The sequence below is a fragment of the Kitasatospora sp. NPDC086801 genome (assembly GCF_044745805.1).
Taxonomy (GTDB): Bacteria; Actinomycetota; Actinomycetes; order Streptomycetales; family Streptomycetaceae; genus Kitasatospora.
Genome location: NZ_JBIVAX010000033.1, coordinates 55217 through 71654 on the forward strand (window position 1 = coordinate 55217; position 16438 = coordinate 71654).

The 16438-nt window shown below is 71.8% G+C and carries 15 protein-coding genes and 1 tRNA gene; 7 read left to right on the top strand and 9 right to left on the bottom strand.

Going from position 1 to position 16438, the window contains the following annotated elements; all coding sequences use genetic code 11:
• Nucleotides 1-30 precede the first annotated feature (30 nt).
• Nucleotides 31-879, top strand: coding sequence for a rhomboid family intramembrane serine protease (locus tag ACIPLC_RS28015; RefSeq protein WP_400475784.1), 849 nt, complete (start codon nucleotides 31-33; stop codon nucleotides 877-879).
• A gap of 334 nt (nucleotides 880-1213) precedes the next feature.
• Here the strand turns inward: ACIPLC_RS28015 and crgA are convergent, their stop codons facing one another.
• Nucleotides 1214-1462: a cell division protein CrgA gene (gene crgA, locus ACIPLC_RS28020; protein WP_270145659.1), complete on the bottom strand. Its 249-nt coding sequence runs from the start codon at nucleotides 1460-1462 to the stop codon at nucleotides 1214-1216.
• Nucleotides 1463-1632: 170 nt separating this feature from the next.
• Between crgA and ACIPLC_RS28025 the strand changes: the two genes are divergently transcribed.
• From ACIPLC_RS28025 to ACIPLC_RS28045, 5 genes are all read left to right on the top strand, one after another.
• Nucleotides 1633-2397, top strand: a complete 765-nt coding sequence (locus tag ACIPLC_RS28025) for a DUF881 domain-containing protein (protein ID WP_400475785.1) — start codon at nucleotides 1633-1635, stop codon at nucleotides 2395-2397.
• A gap of 69 nt (nucleotides 2398-2466) precedes the next feature.
• Nucleotides 2467-2646 carry a hypothetical protein gene (locus ACIPLC_RS28030; protein ID WP_400475786.1) on the top strand — a complete coding sequence of 60 codons (180 nt, stop codon included), beginning with the start codon at nucleotides 2467-2469 and terminating at the stop codon, nucleotides 2644-2646.
• Nucleotides 2647-2709: 63 nt separating this feature from the next.
• Nucleotides 2710-3381, top strand: coding sequence for an aminodeoxychorismate/anthranilate synthase component II (locus tag ACIPLC_RS28035; protein ID WP_400475787.1), 672 nt, complete (start codon nucleotides 2710-2712; stop codon nucleotides 3379-3381).
• A gap of 5 nt (nucleotides 3382-3386) precedes the next feature.
• A complete protein-coding gene (locus ACIPLC_RS28040; protein ID WP_400475788.1) occupies nucleotides 3387-4538 on the top strand; it encodes a class E sortase in 1152 nt (383 codons plus the stop codon).
• A gap of 38 nt (nucleotides 4539-4576) precedes the next feature.
• Nucleotides 4577-5380 carry a class E sortase gene (locus ACIPLC_RS28045; protein WP_400475789.1) on the top strand — a complete coding sequence of 268 codons (804 nt, stop codon included), beginning with the start codon at nucleotides 4577-4579 and terminating at the stop codon, nucleotides 5378-5380.
• Nucleotides 5381-5543: 163 nt separating this feature from the next.
• Here the strand turns inward: ACIPLC_RS28045 and pknB are convergent, their stop codons facing one another.
• From pknB to ACIPLC_RS28075, 6 genes are all read right to left on the bottom strand, one after another.
• On the bottom strand, nucleotides 5544-7682 hold the full coding sequence (gene pknB, locus ACIPLC_RS28050) for a Stk1 family PASTA domain-containing Ser/Thr kinase (protein ID WP_400475790.1): 2139 nt from the start codon (nucleotides 7680-7682) through the stop codon (nucleotides 5544-5546).
• 260 nt (nucleotides 7683-7942) lie between these two features.
• Entirely contained in the window at nucleotides 7943-9400 is a 1458-nt protein-coding gene (locus tag ACIPLC_RS28055) for a peptidoglycan D,D-transpeptidase FtsI family protein (protein WP_400475791.1), read from the bottom strand.
• On the bottom strand, nucleotides 9397-10773 hold the full coding sequence (locus ACIPLC_RS28060) for an FtsW/RodA/SpoVE family cell cycle protein (RefSeq protein WP_400475811.1): 1377 nt from the start codon (nucleotides 10771-10773) through the stop codon (nucleotides 9397-9399). The genes ACIPLC_RS28055 and ACIPLC_RS28060 overlap by 4 nt, the downstream gene beginning before the upstream one ends.
• 160 nt (nucleotides 10774-10933) lie before the next feature.
• Complete coding sequence (locus ACIPLC_RS28065) at nucleotides 10934-12547, bottom strand: PP2C family protein-serine/threonine phosphatase (RefSeq protein WP_400475792.1); 1614 nt, start codon at nucleotides 12545-12547, stop codon at nucleotides 10934-10936.
• 53 nt (nucleotides 12548-12600) lie between these two features.
• A complete protein-coding gene (locus tag ACIPLC_RS28070; protein ID WP_400475793.1) occupies nucleotides 12601-13143 on the bottom strand; it encodes an FHA domain-containing protein in 543 nt (180 codons plus the stop codon).
• 46 nt (nucleotides 13144-13189) lie between these two features.
• Entirely contained in the window at nucleotides 13190-14047 is an 858-nt protein-coding gene (locus ACIPLC_RS28075; protein WP_400475794.1) for an FhaA domain-containing protein, read from the bottom strand.
• Between the two features lie 420 nt (nucleotides 14048-14467).
• Here ACIPLC_RS28075 and ACIPLC_RS28080 point away from each other — a divergent pair.
• A tRNA-Leu gene (locus ACIPLC_RS28080) sits at nucleotides 14468-14551 on the top strand.
• Nucleotides 14552-14602: 51 nt separating this feature from the next.
• On the opposite strand, the gene ACIPLC_RS28085 is transcribed toward ACIPLC_RS28080, so the two are convergent.
• Nucleotides 14603-15751 (bottom strand): sensor histidine kinase, encoded by a 1149-nt coding sequence (locus tag ACIPLC_RS28085; protein WP_400475795.1) that lies wholly within the window; start codon nucleotides 15749-15751, stop codon nucleotides 14603-14605.
• A complete protein-coding gene (locus tag ACIPLC_RS28090) occupies nucleotides 15748-16398 on the bottom strand; it encodes a response regulator (RefSeq protein ID WP_400475812.1) in 651 nt (216 codons plus the stop codon). Before ACIPLC_RS28090 ends, ACIPLC_RS28085 begins: the two co-directional genes overlap by 4 nt.
• Nucleotides 16399-16438: the final 40 nt, after the last annotated feature.

Sequence of the window (16438 nt, forward strand, 5' to 3'; positions counted from 1 at the left end):
GGCGGTCCCGTACGGGAGGGGAAGAACCTCATGCTGACCGGCTGCTACCGGCACCCGCAGACGGCCACCGGCGTCGCCTGCACCCGTTGCGAGCGCGCGATCTGCCCGCAGTGCATGGTGGCCGCCGCGGTGGGCTTCCAGTGCCCGGAGTGCGTCGGCGACGGGCACGCCGGGACGCGGCGGGCGACCACCCGGTTCGGCGGGGCGATCGCCCAGGACGGCGGGCTGGTCACCAGGGTGCTGATCGGCGTCAACGTGGTGGTCTTCGTGCTGGCCGCCTACGTGCTCACGCCGCGGCTGGGCCAGGTCTGGGAGCTGTACAGCGCCGGGCGGTCCGTCCTGGGCGGTCCGGACGGCGTCGCCGACGGCCCCGCCCAGTGGTACCGGCTGCTGACCTCGGTGTTCCTGCACCTGCAGTGGTGGCACATCGGCACGAACATGCTGGTCCTGTTCTGGCTCGGCCCCACGCTGGAGGCGGCGCTCGGCCGGCTGCGCTTCCTGGCCCTCTACCTGCTCTCCGGCCTGGGGGGCAGCACCTTCGCCTTCCTGATCGACGGCGAGTCCTTGCGGTCGGTGGGGGCCTCCGGCGCGATCTTCGGGCTGATCGGTGCCACGGTGGTGCTGCAACTGCGGAACCGGGGCCCGCTCGGCCCCGTGATGGCGTTCCTGGTCTTCAACCTGGTCATCACCTTCTCGCGGGCGGACGTCATCGACTGGCGGGTGCACATGGGCGGTCTGGTGGTGGGCGCGCTGACGGCGGCCGGTCTGATGTACGCCCCGCGCGAGCGCCGCGGCCTGGTCCAGGGGCTGGCGTTGACGGGGTCGGTGGCCGTGGTGGCGGCCATGCTGGTGATCGGGATGGCCCGCTACGGCGCGTGACGCCGCGGGTGTTTGTCCACAGCGGGTGCGGGGTTGTGCACAGGCTGTGCGCCGCCCCGGGTGTGGACTGCTGTTCTACGCGTGTCCTGCTGTGCGGTTTTCCCGTTTCCAGGAAGTTGTGCAGGACTGCGGAAGGCTCGTGGCGGGAAAGTTATCCACAGGCCGGGGAGGCTTTTCCCCAGTGTGGATAACCATGTGGATAAGCACGACAGTCCGATTGTGGGGATAGCCGACCGGTTTCCCGTCCGCGCCCGGGCACGCCTGACCGCCGCCCGGCACCAGCGATCCGAAGCGGCGGAGGCGGCTCGACCGGAGCCTCAGGAAGAGCGGGAGGTCACTTCCACTGAGTGGAGACGCCGAACCCTGCGGCGATGAAGCCGAAACCGACCAGGATGTTCCAGTTCCGCCAGCTCTCGACCGGGTAGCTGCCGCTGGTCACGTAATAGGTGACGATCCAGACCAGGCCGATCAGGAACAGTGCCAGCATCAGTGGTGCGACCCAACCGCGGCCCGAACTGATCTTCACCGCGGCCGTGGTCGGCGGGGTGTAGTCGGACTTCTTGCGGAGTCGAGACTTCGGCACGAGGAGCTCTCCTGTCGATGCGCTGTGAGACCGCGCAGAGGTGCAGCGGGGGTCGGTCGGCCGGCGACGGGCGGTGCGGAACGCATGGGGACCGTTCCCGCACGCGCCACCGGCGTCCGTTAGCGTAGTGGCTCGGTGGGTCTTAAGGAGATAAGGGTACGGTGCCTAATTTGTCGATTCCCCCTCGGCCGACCAGTACCCGCCGCTCCGGCACCCGAATTGTCGGGCGTGCCCTGACCTGCGCGGTCTTCGCGCTCGCCGGACTGCTCTTCTACATCAGCGCGCAGACCGCCCGCGGCACCGACCTGCGGACCGACAACTCGCTGCTGAGCCTCGGCGACGTGATACGCCAGCGCAGCTCGCAGAACCAGCAGTCGCAGGCCCAGCTGGCCGACCTCCAGGCCCGTGCGCAGGAGCTCACCGGGCAGCAGGGCGGCAACCCCGCCGACGCCGCCCGGCTGGACGCCCTGCGGCTCGGCGCGGCCCTGGAGCCGCTCCAGGGCGGCGGTCTGACCGTCACCCTCAACGACGCCCCGCCGAACGCCACCGCGCGCATCCCGGGCGTCCCCGAGCCCGGCGTCAACGACCTGGTCATCCACCAGCAGGACATCCAGGCCGTGGTCAACGCGCTGTGGCGGGGCGGCGCCGAGGGCGTGCAGGTGATGGACCAGCGGCTGATCTCCACCAGCGCCGTCCGCTGCGTCGGCAACACCCTGCTCCTGCAGGGCCGGGTCTACTCGCCGCCGTACGTGGTCCGGGCGGTGGGCCGGACCGACGCGCTGAAGGCCGCCGTGGACGGTGACCCGACGATCCGCAACTACCTGCAGTACGTCCAGGCGTACGGGCTCGGCTGGAAGGTCCAGGAGAGCGGCGACCTGACCCTCCCCGGATACTCCGGCACCACCGAACTGCGGTCGGCGGGCGGGCAGCAGTAGCGGACCGGCCTCGCGGTCGTTGATCCCGGGTCTACTCTTGACCCCAGTCCGCTACGTCGAGGGAGCACCATGTACGGCTGGATCTGGCGTCACCTCCCGGGGAACACCCTGGTCCGCGCCGTCATCTCGCTGCTCCTCATCGTGGGGATCGTCTATCTCCTCTTCACCTACGTCTTCCCGTGGGCGGAACCGTTGCTCCCCTTCGGTGACGTCACAGTGGACGGCGGCGACGGTGCCGCGGCCGGCTGAACCGGCGGCCCTGCTCCTCCACCCTGCCGACCCCGCCCCGCATCCCACGGAGACCACGCGAGAATGACCACCCAGCCGACCGCTCCCCGCATCCTGGTCGTGGACAACTACGACAGCTTCGTCTTCAACCTGGTCCAGTACCTGTACCAGCTCGGTGCCACCTGCGAGGTGGTGCGCAACGACGAGGTGACCGTCGAGCACGCCGTCCGCCGGTCCGGCGGCGAGGACGACCGGGGCTTCGACGGGGTGCTGCTCTCCCCCGGGCCCGGGGCGCCGGAGGAGGCCGGGGTCTGCATCGGGATGGTGCACCACTGCGCGGGGATCGGGCTGCCGGTGTTCGGCGTCTGCCTGGGCCTGCAGTCGATCGCGGTCGCGTACGGCGCGGTGGTCGACCGGGCACCGGAACTGCTGCACGGCAAGACCTCGCCGGTCGAGCACGAGGACGGCGGGGTGTTCGAGGGACTGCCCTCGCCGCTGACCGCCACCCGGTACCACTCGCTGGCGGTCGAGCCGGCCACCGTGCCGGACGAACTGGTGGTCACCGCGCGCACCGACAGCGGCGTGATCATGGGCCTGCGGCACCGCGAACTGCCCGTCGAGGGCGTGCAGTTCCACCCCGAGTCGGTGCTCACCGAGGGCGGGCACCGGATGCTCGCCAACTGGCTGGCGGAGTGCGGCTACCCGCAGGCCGTGGACCGGTCGGCCGGGCTCGCCCCGGTGATCGGCCGGGGCTGAGCGGCGTGACCGCGCTGCGTCCGGAGGGGCGTTACCAGCCGGAGGCGGGCCCGGGCGACGGACAGCCGTACGGCGGCGCGCAGTACGACGGCAGCCCGTACGGGGACGGCCGGTACGGCGGCGGACAGCACTACGGCGACGCGGCGGAGCACGGCCGGGGGGCGTACCCGCGGCCGTACCCGGCCCAGTCCGGGCAGGGCACCGCCGAGGACGCCTGGGGCGTGTACGAGCAGGCCGAGCAGCCCGCCGCGTCCGGGCCCGAGTACCCGTGGCTGCCCGACCAGACCCTGCAACTGCGCCTGCCCCTGGACGTCGGCGGGCCGGCCGCGGAACCGGCTCCGCCCACCGGCGGCCGGGCCGAGCGCCGACGGGCCGCCCAGGGCCGGACCGCCGTCCGCGCGGGTGCCGGGCGGCGCCGGGCGGGCGGCCGGGGCGCCGGGGCGAAGGTGCGGCCCAAGGAGTCCGCGGTCGTGGTGGCCGCGCGGCTCGTCGGCGAGCTGTGCATCACGCTCGGCGTGGTGATGCTGCTCTTCGTCTCGTACCAGCTCTGGTGGACCAACGTGCAGGCCGACGCGGCCGCCGACGGCGCCCGCAACCGGCTGGAGCAGCAGTTCGACGCCGCCCAGGCGCCGCCGAAGCCCGGGCAGCCGGCCCCGGACCCGGCCAAGCCGGAGTCGTTCGAGCCCGGCAAGGGCTTCGCCATCATCTACCTGCCCAAGCTGGGGCTGAAGTTCCCGATCGCGGAGGGCACCTCCAAGCCGGCGGTGCTCGACAAGGGCCTGGTCGGCCACTACACCGGCACCGGGATGCCGGCCGACAAGGCGGGCAACTTCGCGCTGGCCGCGCACCGCAACACCCACGGCGAGCCGTTCCGGTACATCAACCAGCTCGGCAAGGGCGACAAGATCGTGGTGGAGACGGCCACCGCGTACTACACCTACGAGATCACCGGCGGCATCCCGGAGACCTCCCCCACCAACGTGAGCGTGATCAAGCCCGTCCCCAACGGCGCCGGTTACGCGGGCGCCGGCCGGTACATCACGCTGACCACCTGCACGCCGGAGTTCACCTCCAAGTTCCGCCTCATCGTGTTTGGCAAGATGACCGAGGAACGGCCGCGCAGCCAGGGCAAGCCGGCCGCGATCGCGGGCGGGTGAACCGCCCGGGCACCCGGCACGAAGGGGGAGCACCGGAGATGACGGACGAGACCGCGCAGTCGGCCCAGCCGCGGGAGGAGGCCTTCCCGCCGTCCGAGGCTGGCCCCGCGCCCGCCCGCCGCGGCCGCGACCGGGCGCTGGCCGCGCTGGGCGTCTTCGGCGAGCTCCTGATCACCCTGGGACTGGTGCTCGGCCTGTTCGTCGCCTACTCGCTGTGGTGGACCAACGTCGAGGCGGACCGCTCGGCGGCCGCGGCCTCCGACCGGCTGCGCAACACCTGGGCCGCGAGCCCGACCGGCACCCCCTCGGCGGCCCCCGGCGGGGCGCCCGCCCCCGCCGCGCCGTTCGCGGCCGGGGACGCGGTCGGCTTCCTGCACGTCCCGGCGATGGGCAGGGACTACCAGGTGCTGATCCGGATGGGCACCGACAGCGACACCCTGGCCGAGGGCGTGGCGGGGGTCTACGAGCAGCCCTACCGCGCCGCGATGCCCTGGGACCAGACCGGCAACTTCGCGCTGGCCGCCCACCGGGACGGCCACGGCGCCAAGTTCCACGACCTGGACGCCGTCCACCGGGGCGCCGCGATCGTCGTCGAGACCAAGGACAAGTGGTACGTCTACCGGGTCGACGGCACCCTGCCGGAGACGTCCAAGTACGACACCGGCATCGTCGCGCCCGTCCCGGTCGGCTCCGGCTACACCGGCCCCGGCCGGTACATCACGCTGACCACCTGCACGCCGGTGTACACCTCGCGCTACCGGATGGCGGTCTGGGGGAGCCTGGTGCGGGTGGACGACGTCGACGCCAAGCGCACCCCGCCGCCGGAGCTGCGCCAGCCCTGAGCACGCCCCGGGGCGTGTCCGTCGGCCCTGAGCACACCCCAGGGCGGGTCCGCCGGGGCCCGGCACCGGGAACGCCCGAGGGCCCGTCGCAACCGCTGCGACGGGCCCTCGGGCGTACGGCCGGACAACTCCCACCAAGCCTCAGATCCAGGGGAACCAGGGCTTAGTTGTTGTTCCCCCCTTTGGTGTTGGAGGGTGAGGGGGGGAAGGGGTCGCCCCCTTTGGGCGGATCGGCCGGCTTCGTGATGAGCTGCACCTGGGTGTTCGGGTCCAGCTGGGTGCCGGCGGGCGGGTTGGTGCTCATGACGATGGCGTTCGGGTCCGACGGACCGGAGACCACCGTGTAGCCCAGCCCGGCCTTGCCCAGCTGCGAGATGGCCTCCGACAGCTTGACGTTCTGCAGCGGCGGGACCTGGGGCTTGTCCTGCATCTTGAAGATCGTCAGCGTGATCTTCGTGTTGGCCGGGACCTTGGTGTTGGCCTGGACCGACTGCGTGGCGACGGTGTTCGCCTTGCTCTGGTCGGTGGTCTGCACCGTCTTCGAGGCGTCGACCTGGAGGCCCAGGCCCTCCAGCTGGGCCTGCGCCACCTCCTTCTGCGCGCCGGCCACGTTCGGCACGGTCACCTTCGACTTGCCCTGCGAGACGGTCAGCTTGACCGGGGCGGTCGGGTCGCCGGCGGTGCCCGCCGGCGGGTCCTGGGCGGTGACGTTCTCCTGCGGAGCGGTGTCGTCGTCCTTGTACTCGGTGGTGACGTTGGTGAAGCCGAGGTCGCTGAGCGCCTTGGTCGCCTGGTCCTTGGTCTTGCCGACCACGTTCGGCAGGGGGGCCTTGGCCGGGCCGGAGGACAGTTGCACCGTGATGGTGGTGGTCTCCGCGACCTGGCCGCCGACGGCCGGGTTCTGGGTGCAGACCTGGTCCTTCTTGACGTTGGCGTCCGGGCAGGCGATCTTGTCGCCCTCGGTCACCACGAGCTTGGGACCGGCCGCGGCCGCGGCCGTCTTGGCGTCCGCCAGGCTCTTGCCGACCAGGTTCGGCACGGAGACCTTCGGGGTCTCCGTACTGCCGCCGCCGTTGCCGTTGAACATGGCCTGGGCCACGAAGAAGGTGCCGACCAGGACCAGCACGGCGGCCACCGCCAGCACGATCCAGGAGGTGTTGCTCTTCTTCGGCGGCTCCTCGCGGCGCCGGCCGCCGTCCCGGCCGTAGCCGTCGTCGTGGCCGCCGCCCGCCGGGCCGTCGGCGTAGGCCTGGCCGTAGCCGTCGTCCTGGTAGCCGCCCTGCGGGCCGTAGCCGGGCTGCGCGCCGGCCTGCGGCAGGACGGTGGTCGGGCCGCCGCCGGGCTGCTGCGGCAGCACGTTGGTCTGGCCGTACGGGTCGTGCTGCTGCGGGTAGCCGTTCTGGTCGTAGCCGTACCCGGCGCCCATGCCGTACGCGGCGGCCTGCTGGGCGGCGGCCACCGGCAGGCCGTCGAGGAAGCGCTCGATGTCGTCGCGCATCTCGTCGGCGCTCTGGTAGCGGTAGTCGCGCTCCTTGGCGAGGGCCTTCAGCACGATCGCGTCGATCTCGGGGCGGACCTCGGGGTCGAAGACGGACGGCGGCTGCGGCTCCTCCCGGACGTGCTGGTAGGCCACCGCGACCGGGGAGTCGCCGACGAACGGCGGGCGGACGGTCAGCAGCTCGTAGAGCAGGCAGCCGGTGGAGTAGAGGTCGGAGCGGGCGTCGACCTGCTCGCCCTTGGCCTGCTCGGGGGAGAGGTACTGGGCGGTGCCGATGACGGCCGAGGTCTGGGTCATGGTCATCCCGGCGTCGCCCATCGCGCGGGCGATGCCGAAGTCCATGACCTTGACGTTGCCCTGCCGGGTCAGCATCACGTTGGCCGGCTTGATGTCGCGGTGCACGATGCCGGCGCGGTGCGAGTACTCCAGCGCCTGCAGGATGCCGATGGTCATCTCCAGCGCCCGCTCGGGCAGCAGCCGTCGGCCGGAGTGCAGCAGCTCGCGGAGCGTGGACCCCTCGACGTACTCCATCACGATGTACGGGATGGAGATGCCGTCGATGTAGTCCTCGCCGGTGTCGTACACGGCGACGATCGCGGGGTGGTTCAGGGACGCCGCGGACTGCGCCTCGCGGCGGAAGCGGGCCTGGAACGACGGATCCCGGGCCATGTCGGCCCGGAGCGTCTTCACTGCGACGGAACGGCCGAGCCGGGTGTCATGGGCGAGGTACACCTCGGCCATGCCGCCGCGTCCGAGGACGCCGCCGAGCTCGTACCTGCCGCCTAGGCGACGAGGCTCTTCCATAGTTCCGACCCTCTCCCTCACCTGTCGGCGAGGTTGTGACGTAGGTGTCCCCGCACGCTCTGGGTGACGCCGAGCGGGCCTCGACCGGTTCTCCGGCCGGGCCGTGCGCCGTCTCGCGGGCGGCAACGGGCACACCCGCTGCTGGCGGATACGCTACCGGTCGCACCGTGTCGGACCGGAGTCGGCCGTCGGCCGATATCAGACCGGTATCCGGACGGGGGTGTCGATCGTGACATTCCACTCACTGCCGGGCCCCCTCCTCACTTGCCGAGGACGGCCTGCATCACCGCCTTGGCGATCGGGGCGGCCAGCCGGCCGCCGCTGATGCCGTCGCGGTTGTTGGAGCCGTCCTCGACCACGACCGCGACCGCCACCGACTGGCCGTCGGTGGTCTTGGCCCAGGAGGTGAACCAGGCGAACGGCAGCCCGGCGTTGTCCTCGCCGTGCTGCGCGGTACCGGTCTTGCCGCCGACCTGGAGGCCGGGGATCTTGGCGTTCTTGCCGGTGCCGTTCTCCACCACCGAGACCATCAGGTCCTGCATCTTCTGCGCGGTGGCCGGGCTCATCGGCTGGGAGAACTGCTTCTCGGTGTGCTTGGAGATGGTGGTCAGCGAGGCCGAGCGCTCCTGGTCGACCAGGTACGGCTGCATCAGGCTGCCGTTGTTGGCGATCGCGGCGGACACCATGGCCATCTGCAGCGGGGTGGCGCGGGTGTCGTGCTGGCCGATCGAGTCCTGCGCGGTGCCGTCCAGGCTCGCGCTGTTCGGGAAGATGCTCTTCTCGGAGCGGACCGGGGTGTCGATGGTGCTGTTGAATCCGAACTTCTCGGCCTGCGCCCGCATCTTGTCCTTGCCGAGGTCCGCGCCCATCTTGGCGTAGACGGTGTTGCAGGACTGGTCCATCCCCGACTTGATCGTGGCGTTCCCGCACTTCTCGGTCGGAGACTCGTTGTTCAGCACCGTCTGGGTGCCCGGCAGGGTGTACGGGTCCGGCGTCGAGGTCTGGTCGTCGATGTTCTGGTACAGGCCGTTCTCGAACGCGGCGGTCGCGGTGACCAGCTTGAACGTGGAGCCGGGCGGATAGGTCTCCTTCAGCGCCCGGTTGAGCATCGGCTTGTTGGGGTCGGCGTTGAGGTCCGTCCAGGCCTTGGAGTCGCCGCTCTCGCTGCCAGCGATGGTGCCCGGGTCGTAGGACGGGGTGGAGACCAGCGCCAGGATCGCGCCGGTCTTCGGGTCGATCGCGACGGCGGCGCCCTTCTTGTCCCCGAGGCCGTCCCAGGCGGCCTTCTGGGCCTTGGCGTTGATCGTGGTGACGACGTCGCCGCCGCGCTGCTGCTCGCCGGTCAGCATGTCCAGGGTGTTGCGGAAGAACAGCCGGTCGTCGGTGCCGGACAGGATGCCGTCCTCCAGGTTCTCCAGCTGGCTGGAGCCGAAGACCTGGGAGGAGTACCCGGTGACCGGGGCGTACATCGGGCCGTCGACCCAGGAGCGCTTGTACTTGTAGCGCAGGCCGTTGACGAAGTCGGACTTCGTGACCGGCTGGCCGCCGACGATGATGTTGCCGCGCGGGTGCGCGTACCGGTCGTACTGCTGGCGCTTGTTGTTCTTGTTGGTGGCCCAGGACTCGGCCTGGACGCCCTGCACCCAGTTGGTGCGCACCATCAGGGCCAGGATCAGCACGAGGCAGAAGATCGAGACCCGGCGGATCGGCTTGTTCATCGGGTTGGTCCTCCCTGGCCCTCGGTGGCCGGGGTCGGTTCGACCCCGGGTCGGCGGGCGCTGTCGCTGATCTTCAGCAGGATCGCGACCAGCGCCCAGTTGGCGACCACGGACGAACCGCCCTGGGCGAGGAACGGCATGGTCATACCGGTGAGCGGGATCAGCCCGGTGACCCCGCCGGCCACGACGAAGACCTGCAGCGCCATCGCCGACGAGAGACCGACGGCGAACAGCTTGCCGAACGGGTCGCGGGCGGCGAGGGCGGTGCGCAGGCCGCGCTGCACCAGCAGCGCGTACAGCAGGAAGATCGCCATCAGGCCGGCCAGCCCGAGCTCCTCGCCGAACGAGCCCAGGATGAAGTCGCTCTTCGCGGCGAAGTTGATCAGCCAGGAGCGGCCCTGGCCGAGGCCCGAGCCGGTCACCCCGCCGGAGCCGAGCGCCATCAGCGACTGGCCGATCTGCTCGGTGGCGCCCTTCGGCGGGTGCGCTCCGAAGGCGGCCATCGGGTCGAGCCAGGCGTCGATGCGGACCTTGACGTGGCTGGTGGTCATGGCGACCGCGACCGCGCCGCCGATCGACATCAGCAGGCCGAACAGGATCCAGCTGGTCCGCTCGGTGGCGACGTAGAGCATCACCACGAACAGCCCGAAGAACAGGAAGGACGTGCCGAGGTCGTTCTCGAAGACCAGGATCAGCAGGCTGAGCAGCCAGATCACGATGATCGGGCCGAGGTCGCGCCCGCGCGGCAGGTACAGGCCCATGAAGCGGCGGCTGGCCAGCGCGAGGGCGTCGCGTTTGACCATCAGGTAGCCGGCGAAGAACACCGTCAGGATGATCTTGGCGAACTCGCCGGGCTGGATGGAGAAGCCGCCCATCCGGATCCAGATCTTGGCGCCGAAGTCCTCCGCCCGGGCCGGGAAGAAGGCCGGCGCGGCGAGCAGGACGAGCGCCGCCACCATCGAGATGTAGGTGTAGCGCTGGAGCACCCGGTGGTCCTTCAGGAAGACCATCACGGCGATGAACAGCCCGATCCCGAGGGCCGACCACATCAGCTGGTTCCGGGCCGCGGGGAAGTTGGCGCTCAGCAGCTTGCCGGCCTTGTCGAGCCGCCAGATCATCACCACGCCGAGCCCGTTCAACAGGGTGGCGATCGGCAGCATCAGCGGGTCCGCGTACGGCGCGTAGCGGCGCACCAGCAGGTGCGCGACCAGCGCCAGCGCGCCCATGCCGAGCCCGTAGCCGAGCATGCCGCCCGGCAGTGCGGAGTCCATCGCGAGGCCCACGTTGGCGTACGCGAGGATCGGCAGCACGACGGCGAAGGCCAGTAGGGCCAGCTCGGTGTTGCGCCGGTTCGGCGCGCCCTGCGGGGAGATGGTGGTGTTGGCCCGGCGCCGGGCGGTGGCGCGGTCGGTCGCCGTCCGGCGCCTGCCGGCCCGGCCGGTGTCGTCGCTCAGGTCGTAGGTGCTCACGTGGTGACCGCTCCCTGACGGCCGGCTGCCCCGCTCGGGGCGGGCCTATGTCGGATCACGGAGGTCACTGCTTCGGGCAGGAGTCGGCCCGGCTGCGCTCCTCCTCGGTCAGCCCGGACAGGTCGCCCGGCGAGCCGGCGTTCGGCGCGGTGGCGTTCGGTGCGGGGGCGGGCGTGCTCGGGGCGGGCGTGGTCGGGGCGGGCGAGGGCGTGGTGCTGGGGGCCGCCGGAGCGCGGGTCTTCTCGCCCGGGGTGGGCGTGGCGGCCAGGAACGCGGCGTGGGTGGCCTGCGTCGTCTGGGTGCCCTGGGCGGCCGGGTTGGCCCGGGCGTCGGCGACCTTCTTGCAGAGCTTGACCCAGCCGTCGAGCTCCTGGACGGTCGCGGTGGCGGCGCCCAGGCTGTCGGCCGAGATGGTCTTGTTGAGGTGCTCGGCCTGGTCCTGCGGCAGGTACTTGAGCTCGACGTCCTTGTACGCGGTGTGCACCGAGGACAGGCTCAGACCGGCCAGGTTCTGGTTGATGCCCTGGTAGACCGCGACGTGGTCGCCCTGCTTGGCGACGTAGTACTGGTCCTGGGTCCACTGGTAGCCGAAGAACCCGGCGCCGCCGAGCAGGCCGAGGGTGACCAGGACGGCCACCGAGACGGCGAGGCCCTTGCGCTTGCGCTTCGCGGGCGGCTCCTCGTCGAACTCCTCGGCGCCGTACACCGAGGGCTCGCCGTAGCCGTAGCCGTACTCGCCCTCGTAGCCCTCGGCGGGGCCGAAGCCGCCCTGGGCGGCGCCGTAGCCCTCGGCCGGGCCGAAGGCGCCCTGCGGGGCGCGGCCGAGGCCGGCGGCGCGGCCGGCCGGGGTGTCGGCGATCGAGCGGTCCGCGGCGGCCGAGGACGGCGGGGTGTCGGCGACCGCGCCGACCACCACCGGGACGTCGTTGAACTGGCCGCTCATGGTGTCCGTGGCGCCGACGTCGATGACGTCCGCCACGATGCAGGTGATGTTGTCCGGACCGCCGCCGCGCAGCGCGAGCTGGATCAGCTCCTGCACGGTCTGTTCGGGCGAGTAGTAGCTGCCGAGGGTGTCCTGGAGGGTCTGGTGGCTGACCGGGCCGGAGAGGCCGTCGGAGCAGATCAGGTAGCGGTCGCCGGCGCGGACCTCGCGGATCGACAGGTCGGGCTCGACCTGGCCGCGGCCGTCGAGCGCCCGCATCAGCAGCGAGCGCTGCGGGTGGGTCTCGGCCTCCTCCGGCGTGATCCGGCCCTCGTCGACCAGGCGCTGCACCCAGGTGTGGTCCTGGGTGATCTGCACCAGCGAGCCGTCGCGCAGCAGGTAGGCCCGGGAGTCGCCGACGTGCACCATGCCCATCCGCTGGCCGGTCCAGAGCATGGCGGTCAGCGTGCAGCCCATGCCCTCCAGCTGCGGGTCCTCCTCGACCATCTGCCGGAGCCGGTCGTTGGCGCCCTGGACGGCATCGCCCAGCAGGGTCAGCAGGTCGGCGCCCGGCACGTCCTCGTCCAGTCGGACGATCGAGCCGAGCACCTCGGAGGACGCGACCTCGCCGGCCGCGGCGCCGCCCATGCCGTCGGCCACGGCCAGCAGCCGCGGCCCGGCGTAGCCGGAGTCCTCGTTCCCCTCCCGGATCAGTCCCTTGTGGGAGCCGGCGGCGAAGCGCAGCACCAGGGTCATGCGACCTGTGCCCCCCTCTGGGTCATGGACGGGATGCTGTCCCTCATGCGCTACTACTTCCGCAGTTCGATGACGGTCCTGCCGATACGGATCGGCATGCCCGGCTGGAGCGGAGTGGGCGCGGTCAGGCGCTGCCGGTCCAGATAGGTGCCGTTGGTGGAGCCTAGATCCTCGACCGTCCACTGCCCAGTCTGATCCGGATAGATCCTGGCATGCCGGGAGGACGCGTAGTCGTCGTCCAGCACGATGGTGGAGTCGTGCGCGCGGCCCAGGGTGATGGTCTGGCCCTGGAGCGCGACGGTGGTGCCGGCCAGCGAGCCCTGCACCACCACGAGCTGGGTCGGGGCGCCGCGACGGCGGCCGCCGCCCTGGGTCTGGCCCGCCGGGGGGCCGGCGGCCGGGGCCGGTGCGGCGCGTCCGGCGGCCGGGGTGGCGGCGGCACCGCCCGGGGCGGCGTTGGCGCCGCGACGGGAGGGGCGGGGGTTCACCTTGGTCCCGAACAGGTCGCTGCGGATCACCTGGATCGCGACGATGACGAACAGCCACAGCACGGCCAGGAAGCCCAGCCGCATGACCGTGAGGGTCAGTTCTGACATGGCCGGCCCGCCTGTCGGTGAGCGAGGCGCGCGAACAACTCGGACACTACCCTTCGACCTGTCGGTAGACGATGGTGGTGGAGCCCACGACGATGCGGGAGCCGTCGCGGAGCGTAGCGCGCTGGGTGTGCTGTCCGTCCACCACGATGCCGTTGGTGGATCCCAGGTCGAGAACCATCGAAGGGGTGCCGGGGCGGATCTCGGCGTGCTTGCGGGAGACCCCGGGGTCGTCGATCCGCACGTCCGCCTCGGTCGAGCGGCCGAGCACGCAGGCCGCGCCGGTGATCTGGTGGCGGGCGCCGTTCACCTCGATCCAGCGGCGGACCGAGGCGCCGTGGCCGGCGCCGGGGAAGGCGCGGACGTTGCCGCCGGACGTCGCGGGCGGGCCCGGGGGCACTGCCGGGGGCGCGGCCGGCGGCGGGGGCGCGCCGTACTGGCCGGCGCCGGTCTGCTGCCACGGTGCGCCGGGGGCCGGGGCGGCCGGCTGGCGGTCGTAGCCGGGCTGCTGCGGGGTGTACTGCTGGGGCTCCTCGGCCGCCAGGGTGCGGCTGCGCACCCGGTACAGGCCGGTGTCCAGGTCGTCGGCCTTCTCCAGGTTCACCTGGAGCGGTCCCATGAAGCTGTACCGCTGGGCCTCCGCGTACTCGCGGACCATGCCGGCCAGCTCGGCGCCCAGCTGCCCGGAGTAGGGGCTGAGCCGCTCGTGGTCGTGCGGGCTCAGCTCGACGATGAAGTCGTTCGGCACGACGGTGCGGTCGCGGTTCCAGATGCTCGCGTTGTTGTCGCACTCGCGCTGCAGCGCACCGGCGATCTCCACGGGCTGGACCTCGGACTTGAACACCTTGGCGAAGGTGCCGTTGACGAGACCCTCAAGTCGCTGCTCGAACTTCTTCAGCACTCCCATGGGGCACCCCCTTCCAGGGTTCGTTCGCCTGCCTGCCGACCGGATCCCACCCGGGAGTCGGTCGTGCCTACTTGCGGTACTTCCGTACTGATCGTATCCACGCCGGGCCCTTCCGTACGGTTCCCGGACAGCGTGGTGCCCGGGGGTGGGCTCGGACACACAGGGTGACGCATACCGGGTACGGCACGCCAGATGTGCCCGCCCGGGTGGGCTCCCATCCGTCGCTCACCCGTTCGTCGCGCATCCGTTCGGATGTGCTTCGTCCCGCCGAAGAACGGATTCGGAGCCGCCCCCCGGGTCGTGCTACTGTTTTCCACGTCGGAAGGGCCGCCCACCAGGGAGGCCGGTCCAGAGGAAACGCGAAGACCATATGGTACCGAGCGGTTCGGAAGATCGGTCGGCAACGAAGACGACACCCATGCGCGGGTGGCGGAATAGGCAGACGCGCTGGATTCAGGTTCCAGTGCCCGAAAGGGCGTGGGGGTTCAACTCCCCCCTCGCGCACAGTGAAGCCCCGCAGATCTACGGATCTGCGGGGCTTTCTCGTTGCCCCGGTCAGGAACGGGTGGCGGGCAGTTCGGCGCGGACCTCGAAGCCGCCGTCCTGGGTGGGCCCGGCGGTGAGCGAGCCGCCCAGCAACTGGGCGCGCTCGCGCAGGCCGACCAGGCCGTGGCCGCCGCCCGGCAGGGTCTCGTCCGGGTGGACCGGCGGCGCGTCGTTGCGCACCTCGACCCGCAGCCGGCGCCCCTTCGCCCGGATCCTCACGTGCACGGCCGCCTCCGGGGCGTACTTGGTGATGTTGGTGAGCGCCTCCTGGACGGTGCGGTAGGCGGCCCGCTCGACGGCCTCCGGCCACGGGCGGTCACCGGGGTTCAGTTCGGTGTCGGCGGCCAGCCCGCTCTCCGCGATCAGCCGGGGCAGGTCGGCCAGCCGGGGCTGCGGGGCGAGCGGGGCGTCCGGGCGCGGGCCGGCGGTGCTGCGCAGCACCCCGACCATCTGGCGCAGCTCTTCGAGGGTGCGGACGGCCAGTTCGCGGATGGTGCGGGCGGTGGTCGCGGCGGTCGGGTCGGTGGTGCTCACCTGGAGCGCGCCGGCCTGGATGCTGATCAGGCTGACCTGGTGCGAGACCACGTCGTGCATCTCCCGGGCGAGCCGGCCGCGCTCGCTGATCAGCACCCGCTCGGCGAGCAGCCGGCTCTCCCGCTCCTGGCCGCGGGTCAGCTCGTCGAGCCGGGCGGCCAGCTCCCGCCGGGTGCGGGCGAGCAGCCCGGTGGCGGCCGGGCCGGCGGCCAGCATCACCGACTGGATGGCGTAGAGCGCGGTGTCCCGGCTGAGTTCGAGGGTCTGCTCGGACAACGGCCAGTGGAAGAACTCGACCAGCGTGAACAGGGCCGCGCAGGGGATGACGACCCGCGGCCGGGGGCGCTCGGCGGCCACCGTGTAGACGGCGGTGATCGGGGCCAGCCAGATGTCGTCGATGTAGCTGCCGGGCATGGTGAGCAGCAGCACCGCCACCGGGAAGCGACGGCGCCAGAGCAGCGCGACGGCGGCCAGCGCGGAGAGCGCGACCTGCCACCACGGGGAGTTCCGGGCCACCAGGGCGGCGTCCAGGAGGGAGTAGAGGGCGGGCAGCAGCAGCATCAGCCAGGGGGCGGTGCACCAGGCCGGGAGCCGTCTGGACGGCAGCTCGTCGGTGGTCGTCATGCCCCGTCGCCGGGTTTCGGCCGGACCAGCCCGGCCCGGTGGGCGAGCACCGCCGCCTGGACCCGGTTGGCCGCGCCGAGCTTGCCGAGGATCGCGCTGATGTGGTCCTTGACGGTGCCGGTGCCGAGGAAGAGCCGGTCGGCGATCTCGGCGTTGGACAGGCCCTCGCCGAGCAGGGCCAGCACGTCGAGCTCCCGGCCGGTGAGGGAGCGGGCGAGCGCGCTGGCCTCGGCGTCCGGGCCGCCGCCGTCCACGTAACCGCCGATCACGGTGCGGGTGACGGTCGGGGACAGGATGTTGCCGCCGGCCGCGAGCACCCGGACGGCGTGGACCAACTGCTCGGGGGCGGTGTCCTTGAGCAGGAAGCCGGCGGCGCCGGCCCGCAGTGCGGTGCCGATGTACTCGTCGCTGTCGAAGGTGGTGAGCATCGCCACGGCGGGCGGGTCCGGCAGGGCGCGCAGCCGGCGCAGCACCGAGATGCCGTCGAGGTCCGGCATCCGGATGTCGAGCAGCACCACGTGCGGGCGCAGGCGCTGGACGTGCTCCTCGGCCTGGCCGCCGGAGCAGTCGCCGACGACCTCCAGGTCGGGGGCGGAGCCGACGATGAGGCCGAGGCCGGAGCGGACCAGGATCTCGTCGTCCACGATCAGCACGCGGGTGTCGGTGATGGTGCCTCCTCGGTTCTGG

Excerpts from the sequence above, each read along its gene's own strand:
- ACIPLC_RS28070 (WP_400475793.1), bottom strand. The coding sequence starts at position 13,143 with ATGTCAGAACTGACCCTCACGGTCATGCGGCTGGGCTTCCTGGCCGTG.
- ACIPLC_RS28075 (WP_400475794.1), bottom strand. The coding sequence starts at position 14,047 with ATGGGAGTGCTGAAGAAGTTCGAGCAGCGACTTGAGGGTCTCGTCAAC.
- ACIPLC_RS28045 (WP_400475789.1), top strand. The coding sequence starts at position 4,577 with ATGACGGACGAGACCGCGCAGTCGGCCCAGCCGCGGGAGGAGGCCTTC.
- ACIPLC_RS28015 (WP_400475784.1), top strand. The coding sequence starts at position 31 with ATGCTGACCGGCTGCTACCGGCACCCGCAGACGGCCACCGGCGTCGCC.
- ACIPLC_RS28055 (WP_400475791.1), bottom strand. The coding sequence starts at position 9,400 with ATGAACAAGCCGATCCGCCGGGTCTCGATCTTCTGCCTCGTGCTGATC.
- ACIPLC_RS28030 (WP_400475786.1), top strand. The coding sequence starts at position 2,467 with ATGTACGGCTGGATCTGGCGTCACCTCCCGGGGAACACCCTGGTCCGC.
- ACIPLC_RS28035 (WP_400475787.1), top strand. The coding sequence starts at position 2,710 with ATGACCACCCAGCCGACCGCTCCCCGCATCCTGGTCGTGGACAACTAC.
- ACIPLC_RS28085 (WP_400475795.1), bottom strand. The coding sequence starts at position 15,751 with ATGACGACCACCGACGAGCTGCCGTCCAGACGGCTCCCGGCCTGGTGC.
- ACIPLC_RS28065 (WP_400475792.1), bottom strand. The coding sequence starts at position 12,547 with ATGACCCTGGTGCTGCGCTTCGCCGCCGGCTCCCACAAGGGACTGATC.
- pknB (WP_400475790.1), bottom strand. The coding sequence starts at position 7,682 with ATGGAAGAGCCTCGTCGCCTAGGCGGCAGGTACGAGCTCGGCGGCGTC.